The following is a 17,645-nucleotide window of genomic DNA, read 5'->3' as shown; positions in this document are numbered from 1 at the left end:
AAGCATGGACGCTGACGCCATCGAGGAGGGCCGCCGCCGCTGGCAGGCCCGGTACGACGCTTCGCGCAAGCGTGAGGCCGACTTCACCACGCTCTCCGGGGACCCCGTGGAGCCGGTGTACGGCCCTCGGCCCGGTGATGCCTACGACGGCTTCGAGCGGATCGGCTGGCCCGGCGAGTACCCCTTCACGCGCGGGCTGTACCCGACCGGCTACCGAGGGCGGACGTGGACGATCCGGCAGTTCGCGGGGTTCGGCAACGCCGAGCAGACCAACGAGCGCTACAAGATGATCCTCGCCAACGGCGGCGGGGGCCTGTCCGTCGCCTTCGACATGCCGACCCTCATGGGGCGCGACTCCGACGACGCGCGCTCGCTGGGCGAGGTCGGGCACTGCGGGGTCGCCATCGACTCGGCCGCCGACATGGAGGTCCTCTTCAAGGACATCCCCCTCGGTGACGTGACGACCTCCATGACCATCAGCGGTCCGGCCGTCCCCGTCTTCTGCATGTACCTCGTGGCCGCCGAGCGGCAGGGCGTCGACCCGGGCGTCCTCAACGGCACGCTCCAGACGGACATCTTCAAGGAGTACATCGCCCAGAAGGAGTGGCTCTTCCAGCCCGAGCCGCATCTGCGCCTGATCGGCGACCTGATGGAGTACTGCGCGGCCGGCATCCCCGCCTACAAGCCGCTGTCCGTCTCCGGCTACCACATCCGGGAGGCGGGCTCGACGGCCGCGCAGGAGCTGGCGTACACGCTGGCGGACGGCTTCGGATACGTCGAACTGGGGCTCAGCCGCGGCCTGGACGTGGACGTGTTCGCGCCCGGCCTGTCCTTCTTCTTCGACGCGCACCTCGACTTCTTCGAGGAGATCGCCAAGTTCCGTGCGGCGCGCCGGATCTGGGCGCGGTGGATGCGGGACGTCTACGGGGCGCGCTCCGAGAAGGCGCAGTGGCTGCGCTTCCACACCCAGACCGCCGGCGTCTCGCTGACCGCCCAGCAGCCGTACAACAACGTGGTGCGTACGGCCGTGGAGGCGCTCGCGGCGGTGCTCGGCGGGACCAACTCGCTGCACACCAACGCCCTCGACGAGACCCTCGCGCTGCCGAGCGAGCAGGCGGCGGAGATCGCGCTGCGCACACAGCAGGTGCTGATGGAGGAGACCGGCGTCGCGAGCGTGGCCGACCCGCTGGGCGGTTCGTGGTTCGTCGAGCAGCTGACGGACCGGATCGAGGCGGACGCCGAGAAGATCTTCGAGCAGATCAAGGAGCGCGGCACCCGGGCCCACCCCGACGGGCGGCACCCCATCGGGCCCATCACCTCCGGCATCCTGCGCGGCATCGAGGACGGCTGGTTCACCGGCGAGATCGCCGAGTCCGCCTTCCGCTACCAGCAGGCCCTGGAGAAGGGCGAGAAGAAGGTCGTCGGCGTCAACGCGCACACCGGATCGGTGACCGGGGAGCTGGAGATCCTGCGGGTCAGCCACGAGGTGGAGCGCGAGCAGGTCCGGGCGCTGACGGCGCGCAAGGCGGCTCGGGACGAGCGGGCCGTACGCACCGCCCTCGACGCCATGCTGACCGCCGCGCGCGACGGCTCCAACATGATCGGGCCGATGCTGGACGCGGTACGCGCCGAGGCGACGCTGGGCGAGATCTGTGACGCGCTGCGGGACGAGTGGGGCATCTACACGGAGCCGGCGGGATTCTGAACGCCATGCAGGTGACCGGATCGGGCCGGAGAGAGACCACGCATGTTGCGGGACCTCACTAGGTCGCGCCGCAAGGATCAAGCCATCGGCTGATCGTTGTGCCCGCACTGTCGCGCCTTGTTGAGCCGACGATCCTGCCTCTGGACGCGAGACTTTCGAAGCTCCGGTCTGCGTGCTCCGCAGCCGACGTCGCGAATCGTGAAGGCAGCAGATGCCGAAGACAAGCCAACTTCCAACAGGAAGGTTTAGTGGACCTGAGGCCTCAAGAGGCCACTGCGCACCGTGATAATGCCTTGACGCAAGGTGAGAGAGAGGTTTGAATGCGCTTACTTTTATGAAGATCGTGTGACTCTGGGGGCGGGGTTCTGTGCGGTTCGCGCGGGGTGGTTGAGGCACGGCTGGACGTCGTAGACGCAGCCGACGCGGGGGGACGGGAGCCACGACGGCCGCGTTGGCCGTGCTGCTGGGCACAGTGACCCTGCCTGCGCAACATGCCGCCGCTTCTCCCGCGGCGGTCGATTCCGCCCCGTCGACCGAGGGGCGTCAGGCGCTGGCCGAGGCCGAGGAGTCCGGTCAGCGGGTGGAGGTGACCGGGGAGCGTACGGATCGGACCACGGTCTACGCGAACCCCGACGGATTCACGTTCACCCTGGAGCAGTCGGCCGTTCCCGTACGCGTGGCCAAGCCGGACGGTGGTTGGCAGGCGCCGGATGCGACTCTGGAGAATCGTTCCGATGGCTCGGTGGGGCCCAAGGCGGCCGCCGTGTCGATCGCGTTCTCGGCGGGAGGCGACAAGGTGCCCCTGGCCCGGATCGCGGACGAAGGCAGCTCGCTGGAACTCCAGTGGCCGGGCAGGCTTCCGGCGCCACGGTTGGACGGCCCCAGCGCTCTGTACGCCGAAGTGCTGCCCGGTGTCGACTTGCAGGTGACCGCGACTCCGGAGAGCTTCCAGCCCGTGTTCGTCGTGAAGACGCCCGAGGCCGCGGCGAACAAGGAGTTGAAGAATCTCACCTTCGGTCTCAAGGCTCAGGGGCTGGACGTTCGCGAGGGAGCGGCGGGTAACCTCACGGCCGTAGACGGCAGTGGTCGTACCGTGTTCAAGGCTCCGCCGGCGCGGATGTGGGACTCGGCGGGAGGAACATCCGTCGCCTCGAAGGCATCCGTGCCCCCCGAGACTCCCAGCACGCAGACGCAGACGCAGCTCATGCGGGCGGAGGCGCTTGCAGAGGAGTCGGTGGAGCCGTCCGACCCCGCCGAACTGGCGGCGTCCGGCTCGGGTCTGGAACCCGGCCAGGGCGACAAGGTCGCCAGGATGGATGTCGCCGTCACCAAGGACTCCCTGTCCGTCGTCCCCGACACGGACATGCTCACCAAGACCGACGGCTCCGCCTTCCCGCTCTTCATCGACCCGACCGTGACCTGGGGCGAGTCCGAGCGCACTCTGCTGCGCAGCGACGGCTACGAGTCGTACGGCTGGGGCAACGGCGACGACGACCAGGGCAAGGGGGCTGGCAAGTGCGGTACCTGGAACGGGTATTACTGCGGACCGGGGTACGTGCAGAAGCTGTACTTCGAGTTCTCCCCAGCGAGCCTGAAGGGCAAGAAGGTCCTTGACGCCACGTTCCGGGTGACGGAGCCGTGGGCGTTCCAGTGTGACCCGCGCTGGGTGGACCTCGTCCGTACGAACAACATCTCCTCCGCCACCACATGGTCCTCGCGGCCCGCAGAGCTGGACCTTATGGTCGACCGGAGCGTCTCAGCCGGCCGTGGCTCGCTCTGCGACCCCGACTCTCCCGACGCGCCGATCGAGTTCAACGACAACCCGGACGAGACGAACGAGAACTTGACACCGACGGTGTCGAACTTCGCGGCGGGCAAGTTCTCCCGGCTGACGCTGGAGGTCAAGGCCCACGACGAGTCCGACCCATCGGCATGGAAGCGGTTCAAGAACGACGCCGTACTCGCTGTGAAGTTCGTGGCGGTGCCCGCCCCTCCGACCGAGGTGGGTCTGATCACCGGCACCGGATACGTGTGCTCCACCAGCTCGACCGACCCGGCCATCGTGTCCGATCCGACCCCGCTGGTGCAGGGCAAGCCGCGCACAGCGGTCGGTGGTTCGGTGGGCGCCAGCCTGCGCATCCGGTGGCGGACGGAGAAGTCCGACGGCACGACCTGGACGCTCGCCCACACCGACCTCGACGGACCGACCTCCGGCTATGTCGGGAACCTGGTCAAGCAGTCGCGCAGCCTGCCCGCTCTCCAGGAAGGCGTGCTGTACCGGCTGAAGGCCCTGACTCTGTCGTACTACGAGGACGGCAGCAACCGGCAGAGCACCGGATTCACCACGCCGTGTTATTTCAAGGTCGATCCAACAGCGCCCAAGGCGCCGCAGATCACCGTCGGTTCCCCGTACATGGCGTGTACGACCAACGACTGCACGCCCCACGGCGGACCGGGCGTAAAGGGTTCGTTCACTTTCAAGCCTGCTACGGGTGACACGAACAATGTGGCCTATCAGTACCGGCTCGCATCCACAGCTGCGTGGTCGGCCGACCAGACCGGCGCGACTGTGTCGGTCGGTGTTACGCCTTCAAGGGCAGGCACGTACAACCTGTACGTACGCGCCAAGGACGACGTCGGCCGTTACGGCGCGCAGTCCGTGGTCGAGTTCTTGGTCGCAGATGGTGAGAAGCCGGTCGGGCAGTGGAACTTCACCGAGGCCGACGGCGCGGCGGTGGACTCCGCGACTTGGGACGGCGCGGACAACGCGACCCTGGCCGGCGGTGTGGTGCGCGATGACCGTGGCCGTCGTGGGCTGATCACGCGTGACGCGTCCGGTGTGGCTTTGGAGACGCCGGTGACGGACAAGGGTCTGGCTTTCGACGGCAGCACGGGGTACGCGGCCACGTCCGCCACGGTGCTGGACACCTCCGTCTCCTACACGGTCTCGGCCTGGGTGCGTGTCGATGCCAGTGCCTCGCGCACGTTGACGGCGCTCAGCCAGGCACCGGACAGCGCGAGCCCCTTCTCGAAGAAGTACATTCCCTTCGGGCTGTCGTATGCGGGCGGCGGGGCCAACACCTGGAGCATGAGTGTGATGGGCGCCGACGGAGCCCTCCGTAAGGCCAGTGCCCAGCAGGCCACGCCGCGTGGTGTGTGGACCCATGTGGCCGGGGTGTACGACGCCGAGGCGAAGAAAGTCAGTCTCTACCTCAACGGGTCACTGCAGAGCACCGTCGACTCCGGTACGGCGTGGAAGGGGTCGGGTCCGCTGCAGATCGGCAGGGGCATCTGGGCCGACGTGTACACCGACTACTTCAGCGGCAGCATCGACGAGCCCACGACGTGGCAGCGGGCCCTGTCGGCGGAGGCGATCGCGGAGGAGGCGAAAACGCTGACGTCGAAGGGTTATGCCGGCGTGGAACTGGTCGCCGACTGGTCGGCGGATCGAGGCGTCGACACCACGATCGCTGACACAACCTCTGGTTATGGCAGGTCGCTGACTCTGGGCGCTGGTGCCTCGCTGGACGGCGAGTCGATCCTGCTGGACGGTGTGGATGATGCGGCCACCACGGCCGGGCCAGTTGTGGACGACACAGGTTCGTTCACGGTCACCGCGCTGGCGTCCCTGGACAGCGCCAAGCTGGTCAGCAAGGAAGTGGGCTACACCGGTCAAGTGGTCGGCCAGCGGACGGCTGACGGCTCGGCCTGGGGTTTCTGGTTCCAGCTGACCGGTAAATCGACCGTGTGGGACGAGGAGACCTCAGAGGAGAAGACCGTCCCGGTGGGTTTTTGGCAATTCGGCCGCCTCAACGCCGATGGCACATTCAGCGCGGTGGCCTCCGAGGAGAACGCGCTGTTGGACGGCATGGTCCGGATGACCGGCGTCTTCAACGCTCAGGACGGCACGATCGGCCTCTACCTGGGAGCTGTCCAGAACAGCGAGGACAAGGCGTTCACTGCCAAGATCGGCGCGGGTGATTTCGCGGTGGGCAAGGGCTTCACCAGCGGCGCTTGGAAGCACTACCTGCCGGGACGGATTGCCGAAGTCCGTCTGTGGGCGGGCGCGATGACCGGCTCCGACCAGGTCGGAGAGACCGTGGGTGACTGACGAGCACAGGTGAGGGCAGCCCTTGGCGGGTGCCCTCACCCATACGCGCACGGCAGGCACGGCAGTCTGCGGACGGCTTGCTGAAACTTCTCTTAACGGGACCGGGTGGGGCGAAAGTCATGAATCTTGGCAGGGGCACCTCAAGGTGGAGTGGGGGCGTGGCACGGCGTCAAGCCGGCCGGATCCTGGTGCAATCGCTGGCATTGGCACTCGTCGTGCCCCTGGGCGCGGCGCAACTGGCGCAAGCCGCGGAATCCTCCGGTCTGGGGCGTCCCGACGTGCCCAAGTCGCGGGTGAGCAAGGTCGAGGAGTTCGAGGGACCCGGCGCGAAGGAGGCTCGGCAGCAGGTCGCGCGGGACAGAAGGACCAACAAGGTACAGGCCGACCGGGCCCGCACCCAGCAGTCGGCGACCTGGCCCGGGAAGGGCGAGGCGACGCTAGGTCTGGCACGCGGCAAAGGAGCTGGCGTCGAGCCGAGCGGCGTACCCGTCACCATCACACCCCCAGCGGGCAGCGCAGCCGCGGCAAGCGGTAAAGCACGCGTCACCGTGTTGGACCAGAAGGCAGCCCGCGCGGCAGGTGTCACGGGTGTCGTCCTGACCGCCGACGCGGACAGCGCCGGTATCGCCGACGTCAGCGTCGACTACAGCGGCTTCGCCTCCGCTGTCGGCGGCGGTTGGTCCCAGCGGCTAGGCCTGGTGCAACTGCCCGCGTGCGCGCTGACGACGCCGGAGAAGTCGGAGTGCCGCACCCAGCGTCCCCTGACGTCGGACAACGACCTTGCTCACCAGTCGGTCTCGGCGAAGGTGAGCATCGCCGAGTCCGCGGACGGCCCGGCCGCCCAGTTGATGAAAGCCGCTGACGGTGCTGCTCCCGCTACCACTGTGCTGGCCGTCACCGCTGCCGCGGCAGGCTCCGCAGAGTCCCCCAAAGGCACCGGAAGCTACTCGGCCACTCCGTTGTCGGAGTCCTCGTCCTGGGAGGCAGGCGGCAGTTCGGGCTCCTTCACCTGGTCGTACGACTTTGCGATGCCCCCGGCCGCGGCAGGCCCGCAGCCGCCGTTGTCGCTGTCCTACGACTCGGGCAGCGTGGACGGCCGTACCGCCAGGTCCAACAATCAGGGCACCTCGGTCGGTGAAGGGTTCGGCCTCACCGAGTCCTACATCGAGCGTTCCTACGGTTCGTGCGACGACGACGGCCACGACGACGTCTTCGACTTCTGCTGGAAGTACGACAACGCCCGGCTGGTGCTGAACGGCAAATCGTCACGGTTGGTCAAGGTCAGCGACAGTCAATGGCGGCTGGAGAACGACGACGCGTCGAAGGTGACGCGGTCCAAGGATGCGGACAACGGCGACGACGACGGTGAGTACTGGACCGTCGTCACCGGTGACGGCACTAAGTACGTGTTCGGCCTGAACAAGCTGGAGGGCGCGGACGCCCAGCGCACCAACTCCGTGGCGACCGTGCCGGTGTTCGGCGACGACTCGGGCGAGCCCGGCTACTCCGGCGGCGACGCGTTCGCCGACCGCGCGCTCACCCAGGCGTGGCGGTGGAACCTCGACTACGTCGAGGACACCCGAGGCAACGCGGCCACCTACTGGTACACGAAGGAATCGAACTACTACAAGAAGAACAAGGCCGAGACCGCCAATGCCGGCTACACGCGCGGCGGTTACCTGGGTCGGATCGAGTACGGCCTGCGCAAGGGGGAGTTGTTCACCGACAAGGCGGACGCGAAGGTCACCTTCGGCTACGCCGAGCGCTGCACCGCGTCGGACTGCTCCAGCCTGACCGAGGACACCTCCGACAACTGGCCGGACGTCCCGTTCGACGCGATCTGCTCCAAAGACGACGACGAGTGCCACGCATCAGGGCCATCCTTCTTCTCCCGTAAGCGTCTGACCGGGATCGACACGTTCTCGTACAACGCCACCAGCGCCGCGTACGACGCCGTGGACTCCTGGGACCTGGTCGAGCAGTACCTGGACGGCGGGGACATCGGTGACAGTTCCGATCAAGTCCTGACCCTGACGTCCCTCAAGCGGACAGCGAAGGCCGGCGACACGGCCATCGCCCTGAACCCGGTCTCCTTCACGTACCACATGCGGCCCAACCGGGTCGACGCCACGGACGACATTCTCCCCCTGACCCGCCCGCGCGTCTCCACCGTCACCTCCGAGACCGGTGCGATCACCACGGTCACGCTGTCGGGCGAGGAATGTGTGCGCAGCCAGGTCCTGGGCGCCGCCCCCGACACCAACACGCGCTCCTGTTACCCCCAGTTCTGGCATATCAACGGCGCTGAGAACGCCTCGATCGACTGGTTCCACAAGTACCGGGTGCTGGCCGTCGTCGTCTCGGACCCGGCCGCCGCAAACGAGTCGGTTGAGCACTCCTACTCCTACAGCGGGGCCGCCTGGCACTACAGCGACGACCCGTTCGTGAAGAAGGAAGAGCGCACCTGGTCCGAATGGCGTGGATACGCCCAGGTCACAGCGTGGACCGGCGCGACGGACGTGACACGCTCCCGCACGGTCTCCCTCTACCTCCAGGGCATGCACGGCGACGAGAAGACCGACGGCACGACCAAGTCTGTCTCCGTCGCACCGCTGTCTACGCCGGCCCTCGACGCGGCGTCCGTCACCGACAAAACCGAGTACGCGGGGCAGTTGCGCGAGCAGGTCACCTACGACGGCACCACGGCGATCTCGGCAGCGGTGAACGACCCGTGGTCGCAGGAGACCGCCCGGCAGACCCCACCCGGTGCAGGTGACCACGTCGCCCGCTATGTCCGCACGCAGAAGGTGCACAGCTACACCTACCTGACGGCGTCCCAGACCTGGCGCGAACGCCTGACGAGCACGTCGTTCGACAGCTACGGCATGCCGGTCACGGTCGACGACTTCGGGCAGGTGGGCAAGGCGTCGGACGAGACCTGCACGCGCACCTGGTACGCCCGCAACCCCGACCTCGGCATTGTTAGCCCGGTCTCACGCACCCGCGCTGTCGCCCGTACCTGCGCGACAGCAGACACCTCAATGGCTCTGCCCGCGACCATGGATCCGGCCAAGCCCGCGCGAGGCGATGTGATCGCGGACGTCAGCACCGTCTACGACACCGCGAACGCCACGGCCTGGTCGGCGACCCAGAAGCCCACCAAGGGCCTGGCGACGTGGACCGGCCGGGCCACCGGCTACGCGATTGCCGCGGACAGCAACGGTGATCGGCTGCCGAGCGGCTGGCAGAAGATCTCCGCGACGACGTACGACACCCTGGGCCGCCCCCTGAGCGTCAGTGACGCGTCCACGAACCCTCCCACCTCCCTCGCTTACACCCCCGTCGACGCAGGCCCGCTGACCAAAACCATCACCACCGACCCCAAGACGTACAAGACGGTCAGTTTCCTCGACCCGCGGCGCGGTCAACCGCTGCGCATCTACGACGTCAACAACAAGAAGACCGAGCTGACTTACGACGCCCTCGGCCGACTGACCCAGGTGTGGCTGCCGAACAGGGTGAGCGGAAGCCAGGCCCCCAACCAGAAGTTCGCCTACCACCTGGACAACACCAAGCCGTCGTGGGTCTCGTCCTCGTCGCTGAAGAACGACGGCGAGACCTACAACACCACGTACACGCTCTACGACGCGCTTCTGCGTCCCCTGCAGGCCCAGTCGCCGACACCGCAGGGCGGACGTCGTCTGACGGACACGCGGTACGACACGCGTGGTCTGGCGTACGAGACGTACGCCGACATCTTCGACAACACCAGCACACCCAACGCCACGTACACGCGGGCCGAATACGGAGAGTCTCCCACCCAGACAGGGACAGTGTTCGACGGGGCAGGCCGCCCCGCCGGCACCAGTCTGTATGTCTACGGTGTCAAGAAGTGGTCCACGACGACCAGCTACACCGGTGACTCCGTCGCGACAACAGCGCTCGAGGGCGGCTCGGCCCAACGCACGATCAGCGACGTACGCGGTCAGACGACGGAAACGCGAGAGTACGCAAGCACGAGCCCGGCGGATGCAGCCTTCGGCACGACCCCCGGAGCCCCGTACACATCCACGAAGTTCGCCTACGGTTTGGACGGCCAGCAGGAGACGGTCACCGGTCCCGACAACGCCAAGTGGTCGTACGTCTACGACCTGTTCGGTCGCCAGGCCACCGCGGCCGACCCGGACAAGGGGACGACGACCATCGAGTACGACGTCCTCGACCGGCCCGTAAAGTCCACGGACTCTCGGGGCATGTCGGTCCTGACCGGATATGACGAGCTGGGCCGCGTCACGGGTACCTGGAAGGACTCCAAGACGGACGCCAACCAGCTCACCGGGTTCGTCTACGACACGCTCCTCAAGGGGCTGGCCACGTCCTCCACCCGCTACGTCGGCGGCAAGACGGGCGCAGCGTACACACAGGCCGTCACCGCCTACGACAGCCTGGACCGAGCCACGGGCACTCAGCTGCAACTGCCGGCGAGTGACCCGCTCGCGAAGGCGGGCGCGCCGTCCTCGCTGGCATATGAGACGTACTACAACATCGACGGCACCCTGAAGCAGACGAAGGACCCTGCGCTCGGAGGGCTGTCCGCAGAGAGCGTGGACTACGACTACGACGCGCTGGGTGACGTGACTTCGATCGTGGGTGCGACCGGCTATCTGCTGGACGTGGACTACTCGGCCCTCGTGCAGCCGCAGCTGCTGACGCTGGGTACGGGCGGTACTGGCAACAAGAGCGCCTACGTCGCCAACGACTTCGAGGAGGGCACCGGCCGCCTGACCCGCAGCCATGTCACGGATCAGACCCACGGCTACATGCTGCAGGACCTCAACTACGCCTACGACCAGACGGGCAACGTCACCGCGATCAGTGACCCGACCCTCCTGGGCGGCACCAGCTCGGCCGAGACCCAGTGCTTCGCCTACGACGGCCATCAGCGTCTGACCGAGGCCTGGACGCCCGCTTCACAGAAGTGCTCCGACGCCCGGAGCGCCTCCAGCCTGTCGGGGCCGGCCCCGTACTGGTCGACCTACGAGTACAACGCGGCGGGCCAGCGGGCCAGTGAGACGGTCCACAAGAGCAGTGGCGACACGAAGACGACGTACTGCTACACCAGTACGACCCAGCCGCACACCCTGACCGGCACCACGACCAAGACCGACTGCGCCGCTCCGGAGCGCGCCTACGAGTATGACAAGTCCGGCAACACCTGGCATCGCCCCGGCGCCAGTGGAACCCAGACCTTGGACTGGTCGCCTGAGGGCAAGCTGAGCAAACTCTCGGAGAACGGGACGTCGACCGACTATCTGTACTCCGCTGATGGCTCCCTTCTGATCCGTAACACGGGGAAGGGAGAGCGCGTCCTCTACGCCGGCTCCACCGAACTGCATCTCCGCGCCAACGGTAAGACTTGGGCGCAGCGTTACTACGCCGCAGGCGGCGTCACGGCTGCCCTCCGCACCAACCAGTCCGGTACCGAGAAGCTCAGTTACCTGACGGGTGACCAGCACAGCACCTCCTCTCTTTCACTCAACCCGGACACCAACCAGACCTTCACCAAGCGCTACATGACGCCGTTCGGGAACGACCGCGGCGCGCCGCTCTACGGTCCCTGGCCCGATGACAAGGGCTTCCTCGGCAAGACACGGGACACAACCACTGGCCTGACCCACGTCGGAGCTCGCGAATACGACGCTGGCGTCGGTCAGTTCATCAGCGTCGACCCGATCCTCAGTCTCGGTCAGCCCGGTTCGCTCAACGGATACAGCTACGCCAACAACAATCCCGCGACGCAGAGCGACCCCACGGGCCTCGAATCCTGCTACCCGCACTACTGCTCGGCCAGCAACGGAACTACCGGCGGTTACAACACGGCGAAGGACCCCGCGCACAAATGGGATTCCGACGGCAACGGAAAGGATGACGGCAACGGGGATACGGGCGGTACGTCCGACGGCAGCACCGCCAAGCCGTCGGGCACGACCAAGCCCGTGGTCGACGGAATCATCATTCCTGCCAAGTACGAGCTCCAAGCGATGGGATATGCAGGCGGCTACCCCGATTCGGCCACCTACGCCGAGATGCTGTCACGTTGGGCTGAGGCAAAGTGCTACAACCGGAGCAGCAGCGTCGAGGCCTTCTGCGACACGGCCACCCGGGCCGGACTGCTCAAGGACCCACACAGCAGCGCGAATGACCCCTGGGGTCTGAAGGCGACGTATCACTGCCTCACCGGAAAAGGCGACTGCGGCGAGGCGATCGTCTCCGACATCGTGACTGTGGCCAGCATGGCTTTCGGCTCCACTGGCAAAGCGGTCCTGGCACGCGGTGGTGCACGTGCGGCTGCGGCAGAGATGGAGTCAGCCGCTGCGTCCCTGTTCAGGGCGGCGTGCAGCTTCTCGCCTGACACACCGGTCCTGCTCAAGAACGGCAAGACCAAAGCGATCAGCAAGGTCGAACCCGGAGACGAGGTCGAGGCTGCCGACCAGGAAACCGGCAAGCACAAGGGCTCAAGATCCGTCACCGCTCACCTCGTCCACCACGACGACGACCTCGTTGACGTGACCATCCGTACTGCCGACGGCCGTACCTCGACCATCCACACGACCTCCCGCCACCCCTTCTGGGACGACACTGTCCACGCCTGGTCAGCCGCCGCCGAACTCCGTCCGGGCCACCTGCTCAACACCGCGACCGACGCTCACGTGCAGGTCATTGAGGTCAGTGAACAAGCCGGCTCAGCCGACATGTACAACCTCACCGTCGACGATCTCCACACGTACTATGTGCTGGCGGGCGAGACGCCGGTCCTCGTTCACAACAGCAACTGCAATCTCTTTGATGGGGATGGTTGGCAACACGTGCTGGATGAGCACGTAGATGGAAGTCCAGGAGTGGCGCAAGGAAACACGACTTTCTCCAATTATATGGATCTGGATGAAATTGGAGAGTTGATTGAGGATGCCTCAAAAACGCCGGGGAGGCGAAATACTCCCGATGCGGCTGGGCGCCCTCGTGACGGGACAATTCACACACACGATTTCGACTACCCCGTTGGGTCGCGAGGTGAGACTAGCGTCGAAGTGATACTCAATCCAGACGGATCTCTACGTACCGCCTATCCAAGGTGATGGCAATGGAGCAACTTTCTCTGCATTGGAAGACGGTGCGGACTGGCTCGGCCGACTTCGTTCTACACTTTCCGCGAGAGACCATCGAAGTACACACCACATACGTTGGAGATGGTCTCGGTTCTGTGGTGCAAGCTGCCATCGACCTTCGCTTGGGGTCAAGCTCGGCAACAGCCTTCCTTCCTGCCGAGCCCGCGGGTACCTTCCTGTTCTTTACGGGGGCGGACGAAGACGCATACTTGCAGGTCGTCCAATTCGCGGACATGGAATCAGAGTCCCGCCGCTGGAGCGGTGGCATTCTGCGATGGCGTGGTCGAGTTGACGTCCGTGCATTTATTCGCAGCGTGGTAGTCATGGCTGACGACGTGCTGGTTCGGTGCGGCAGTACTGCCGCATATTCAAGAGCGTGGAGTGGGATCGCCTTCCCGACTCGTGAACTGGAAATTCTCCGGCAAGGATCGTGATCCTTGTGTGCCCAGCAGCCAGATCTGAGAAGGGTCTCTGATTGGGTGTTCTGAGAGAGTTTTGGCATGCAATTGACGCTGCGGTAGCGCTACCCAGTTTCTAGTGTCGTGAGTGCAAATCTGAAAGCCCACCAGGTAATCCTGGTGGGCTTTCAGTGGGTCTTGACGGCAGTAGTTGACGGCAACGTCAGCGGACGGGTGTGGCGCACAGGGGTGGTTCGCCGCTGTCGTCGGGCCCGCTGGTGATCTTGACGGGGTTGCGGAGGGCGTGGCCGAGGAGGTCGATGGCGTCGCGCTGGAGGCGGAGTCGGACGTGGGCGTAGACGGTGGCGGTGACGCCGATGTGGGCGTGGCCGAGGAGTTCCTTGATGACGACGAGTTCGACGCCCTGTTCCAGGAGCAGGGTGGCGGTGGAGTGTCGGAGGTCGTGGAAACGGATACGGCGGAGCCCAGCGTTGCGGAGGAGCGTGGTGAACGTCCGGGTGAGGTTGGTCGGGTCGATCGCTCGGCCCTGCGGTGTGGTGAAGACGTACCTGTTGTGCCGCCATGTGGTCCCTGCGGCGTCACGCTCGTGCTGCTGCTCTTCCTGGTGTCGCTTGAGCGATTGGAGACAGCGGGCGGGGAGGACGATGCGGCGTTCGGAGGCTCGGGTCTTTGTGGGCAACGCGGTGAGTCCACCCGTACTGGTGCGTTGCAGAGTTCGGCGGATGGCAGCGGTGCCTGTGTCGAGGTTGAGGTCTTCCCAGCGGAGGCCGAGGAGTTCGCCCTTGCGGAGTCCGGTGTGGGGTGCGAGTTCGAACAGGGCGTGCAGCCGGTGTCCGCGCGTGGCGGTGAGGAGCTGGCGGGCTTCGTCGGCGGTGAGGGGTTCGAAGCGGCGGGGGCGGGGTGTGCCGTTACGGACGTTGCGGGCGACGTTGCGCGGGATCTCCTCCTCTCGGACGGCGTGCTCCAGGGCGGATTTGAGCACGGAGTGCACGTAAGCGAGGGTCAGCGGGGAGAGCCGCTTGGAGCAGCACGTTCCGGCGGCGCAGCAACGGGGCTCATCACGGCCCGCGTCCAGGCCGCGGGCGCAGCACTGGCAGGTGGTGCGGAGTTGGTTGAGCCAGGTGCGGACGTCCTTGGCGGAGAGCTTGGCGAGCTTCTTCTTGCCCAGGCCGGGGATGAGGTAGCGGTTGACGCAGGCGGTGTAGCGGGTGTGGGTGTTCTCGCGGAGCTGGTGGACGGCGACGGCCTCAAGCCAGTACGTCAGGTGCGCAGCCAGGCTGCCCTGTGCGGAGGGTGCGGCGAGGCCGCGGTTGCTGTTGGCGATCTTCTCGGTGAGCTTGGCCAGGGCTTCCTTCCTGGTGGTGCCGTAGACGCGGACGCGGCGACGGGTGTTGCCGGGGGCGAGGACGTATCCGGCGGCTTCCCAGCGGCTGTCCTTGCGCTGGTAGACGGTTCCGTCGCCGTTGGCGCGGGTGCGGCGGGAGGCGGGGGTGTCGCGGGGTGTGGTCATCAGGCGGCGGCTTCCTGTTCGAGGCGGGTGTGGATGAAGTCGGTGAGGGCGTGGGTGGGGATGCGGCGGGCGCGGCCGAGGGTGAGGGAGGGGAGTTGGTGGGTGCGGATGAGGTCGTAGACGGCGGTGCGGCCGAGTTGGAGGCGTTCCATGACCTGGGGGACGGTGAGGAGTTCCGTGCCGGCGGTCACGCGACGGCCCTTGACCGGACAACACAGGGCAGCCGATCGGTGGAGTGACCGACCGGGTGACCGGCGCGGTCACTGGAGCGCTTCGAGTGCCGGGTGTGGGTCGGTTGCTCGGGTCGGGTCTGCCGTTTTGCGGTCAGGAGGTCGGCGAGGTGTTCGAGTTCGGGTAGGAGGCCGGTTCCGGCGTACTGCCAGTGGGAGATGACCAGCGTTGTGTCCGAGTCCACGCGTTGACCGGCGCTGTTGTGGTGACCGGGACGCTGACCGGCGGCCAGCTCGGTGGAGTGCTGGGCCTGGTCACCGATCGGGCTGCCGCCTGTCTGACCGGCCTGCGCCGACACCGGGACGGGGGTGGGGGTCTGGGTGTCGGGTTGACCGAGGCGCCAGGTGGTGCGTTCGGCTTGGAGGTGGGCGAGGGTGGTGGAGTAGTGGCGGGTGCGGGTGGAGAAGTGGCCGCGGAAGCCGAGCATGTGGGCCCATTGGCGCAGGCGGAGGTGGGCGTGCTGGGGGCGGGTGGCGAGGTGCCAGGCGGTGTGGATCAGGCGGCGGGCGTGGTCGGTGATGTCGTGGGTGGCGAGTTCGGCGAGGAGTCGGAGGCGGTGGTCGAGGGTGCCGGTGGTGGTCTCGGCGCCCTTGGTGGCGTACTTGGCGATGTAGGCGGCGACGTGCCGCTCGGTGACCGGGCCGCCGCCGGTGAAGTCGGTGCTGCGGATCGCGCGGACGTCGGTCTGCCGCCCGAACCGGAACACCAACCGCCCCGCCCGATCTGAGACTTGAGGCGGGGACGCGGGGACGCGCCCGGCGGGCTGCGGTTGTTTCGGCGGTTCGCCCTCGTGGTGGACGCGGGTGCGTGTGGCGGCGGCGCGGACGGCGTGGTCGAGGAGTTGGGTGGTGGCCCAGGCGGGTGGGGTGCTGGTGGGGCCGGTGGGTCCGTCGAGTCGGATGACGGCGTGGAAGTGGACCTGGCCCCGTTTCTGGTACTCGGCGACCTTGGCGTACGAGAGTGTGGCGTGGTGGCGCAGGGTCCGCTGCGTCAGTCCGGCGGCCTTGGCGATCTCGCGTCGCAGGTGGGTGGTGAAGCGTGCCCACAGGGCTGGGGCGTGCGCGTTCCAGAGCACCGCGCCTGTGTAGTCGTAGTGGTCGGGGTCGAGCGGCGTGCCGAGGAGCGGGTCGTCGTCGGAGTGGGTGTGGCCGCAGTGGCAGCGGCCGGTGTCGGGCCGGTTGTGGACGGGGCCGAAGCCGGGGGCGGTGAGGGTGGCGAACACGCGCGGGTGCGCGGCCACGCTGGTGGGGACGGTCTTGCCGCCGCGCAGGCCGGCGGCGATGAGTTGGTAGGTGTCGTAGCGGTAGACGGTGGAGCAGGCGGGGCAGCGGGTGGCGCGGCGGTTGCCGCAGCGGACCAGCAGTTCGCCCGCCGGGAGTCGGCCGGAGTCGAAGTGGTCGAGGATCTCACCGGTCGCGGTGTCCAGGCGTGTGCGCTGCCCGGTCAGGCGGACAGGGCGCACGCAGCCACCGAGTCGGTCTATCTGTCGTGCGAGGGGTGCGAGTTGGCCGGTGGCGGCGAGCTTCGCCAGCTTGGCGGTGAGCCTGGCGCGGCGCTCCAGCGCCGACGACGAGGGACGCGAGGCGGCTGGAACGGATGCGGGGTACGGGAGTTGGAGCTGTGCGGGCATGCGGGACGGGGCCTTTCGGCGGGAGCGCGGAAGCGGTACGGCGCGGGCGACGTGGACAGGCCGAAGTGATCGGCTCACAGGGGAACGGGGCGCCTCGCAGTTGGGCGCGGGGGCCGGACCAGTGGGGCCTGGTCGGCGGGGCGCGGTGGTGATCACCGGCGGGTGCGTGACGTTAACATCGCCCCACTGGCGCATTCAAGTGCATCCCTCCTGATTCCTTTCTTGTGGCTGCTGGGACGCGGGTAGTGTGGGGCCGGTTTCCCGGTTTGGACGGGCCGGATTTCGCTGGTAGAGGGCGTGGAAAGCGGGGGTGACCGGCGTGGTGGTGGCCAGGCGCGGGCGCAGGCCGGCGGGCAGCGGGGTGCCGCTGACGTTCGAGGTGATCGCCGAGACCCTGCGCGAGCGGATCCGCTCGGGCGGCTTGCGGCCGGGTGACGCGCTGCCGACGCAGGCCGTGCTGATGCGGGAGTTCGGAGCGGCGAGCCTGACCGTGCAGAAGGCCATGGCCCTGCTGAAGCAGGACGGGTGGGCGGTCTCCCACCCCGGCAAGGGAGCCTTCGTCGCCCACCACGACCACGCCGCCGACGATGCTGATGACCTCGACGGCCCGGAGGCAACTGCACCCGCCAACGGGACGACGGCCCGCGTCGAGGCGTTGGAACGTGCGCTGGCCGAGGCCGTTCAGCAGATTGCTGACCTTCGTGGCCGCGTCGAGGCCCTGGAGACGGGCAGCGGCGGGCGGGGCCACTGACCCGCCGTGCCGGGACGCTGGTCAGGGCTGTCTAGTCCCAGGTGATGTTTGACGTTCTGGTCCCAGTTGATGCTTGACGGTGGGCCTAGACAACATCGGAAACCTTGTGGGGCTTGTTTGCC

7 protein-coding genes are annotated in these 17,645 nt (G+C 67.2%); 4 read left to right on the top strand and 3 right to left on the bottom strand.

All coding sequences use genetic code 11. From position 1 onward, the window contains the following. Positions 1-4 precede the first annotated feature (4 nt). The 3 genes from ACZ5SK_RS42345 to ACZ5SK_RS42335 all read left to right on the top strand — a co-directional run bounded on the left by ACZ5SK_RS42345 (position 5) and on the right by ACZ5SK_RS42335 (position 12,952). Positions 5-1,705, top strand: coding sequence for an acyl-CoA mutase large subunit family protein (locus ACZ5SK_RS42345; RefSeq protein WP_334577158.1), 1,701 nt, complete (start codon positions 5-7; stop codon positions 1,703-1,705). A gap of 457 nt (positions 1,706-2,162) precedes the next feature. Further along, positions 2,163-5,816, top strand: a complete 3,654-nt coding sequence (locus ACZ5SK_RS42340) for a LamG-like jellyroll fold domain-containing protein (RefSeq protein WP_443041324.1) — start codon at positions 2,163-2,165, stop codon at positions 5,814-5,816. A gap of 188 nt (positions 5,817-6,004) precedes the next feature. Further along, positions 6,005-12,952 (top strand): polymorphic toxin-type HINT domain-containing protein, encoded by a 6,948-nt coding sequence (locus ACZ5SK_RS42335; RefSeq protein ID WP_443041323.1) that lies wholly within the window; start codon positions 6,005-6,007, stop codon positions 12,950-12,952. Positions 12,953-13,603: 651 nt separating this feature from the next. Here the strand turns inward: ACZ5SK_RS42335 and ACZ5SK_RS42330 are convergent. From ACZ5SK_RS42330 to ACZ5SK_RS42320, 3 genes are read right to left on the bottom strand one after another with little or no spacing between them, the layout of a single operon-like run. Then, complete coding sequence (locus tag ACZ5SK_RS42330) at positions 13,604-14,911, bottom strand: tyrosine-type recombinase/integrase (RefSeq protein ID WP_334577157.1); 1,308 nt, start codon at positions 14,909-14,911, stop codon at positions 13,604-13,606. Next, positions 14,911-15,102: a helix-turn-helix domain-containing protein gene (locus tag ACZ5SK_RS42325; RefSeq protein WP_334577156.1), complete on the bottom strand. Its 192-nt coding sequence runs from the start codon at positions 15,100-15,102 to the stop codon at positions 14,911-14,913. Before ACZ5SK_RS42325 ends, ACZ5SK_RS42330 begins: the two co-directional genes overlap by 1 nt. Further along, positions 15,099-16,772, bottom strand: a complete 1,674-nt coding sequence (locus tag ACZ5SK_RS42320; protein WP_334577155.1) for a replication initiator — start codon at positions 16,770-16,772, stop codon at positions 15,099-15,101. The genes ACZ5SK_RS42325 and ACZ5SK_RS42320 overlap by 4 nt, the downstream gene beginning before the upstream one ends. Positions 16,773-17,082: 310 nt before the next feature. Here ACZ5SK_RS42320 and ACZ5SK_RS42315 point away from each other — a divergent pair, with 310 nt between their 5' ends. Further along, positions 17,083-17,523, top strand: a complete 441-nt coding sequence (locus ACZ5SK_RS42315) for a winged helix-turn-helix domain-containing protein (RefSeq protein ID WP_334577154.1) — start codon at positions 17,083-17,085, stop codon at positions 17,521-17,523. The last annotated feature ends 122 nt before the right edge of the window (positions 17,524-17,645 follow it).

Source organism: Streptomyces sp. NPDC031474 (genome assembly GCF_055581185.1).
This window is presented reverse-complemented; position numbering and strand designations above follow the sequence as displayed.

Coding starts and splice junctions, on each gene's coding strand:
- ACZ5SK_RS42345 (WP_334577158.1), top strand. CDS start 5: ATGGACGCTGACGCCATCGAGGAGGGCCGCCGCCGCTGGCAGGCCCGG.
- ACZ5SK_RS42330 (WP_334577157.1), bottom strand. CDS start 14,911: ATGACCACACCCCGCGACACCCCCGCCTCCCGCCGCACCCGCGCCAAC.
- ACZ5SK_RS42320 (WP_334577155.1), bottom strand. CDS start 16,772: ATGCCCGCACAGCTCCAACTCCCGTACCCCGCATCCGTTCCAGCCGCC.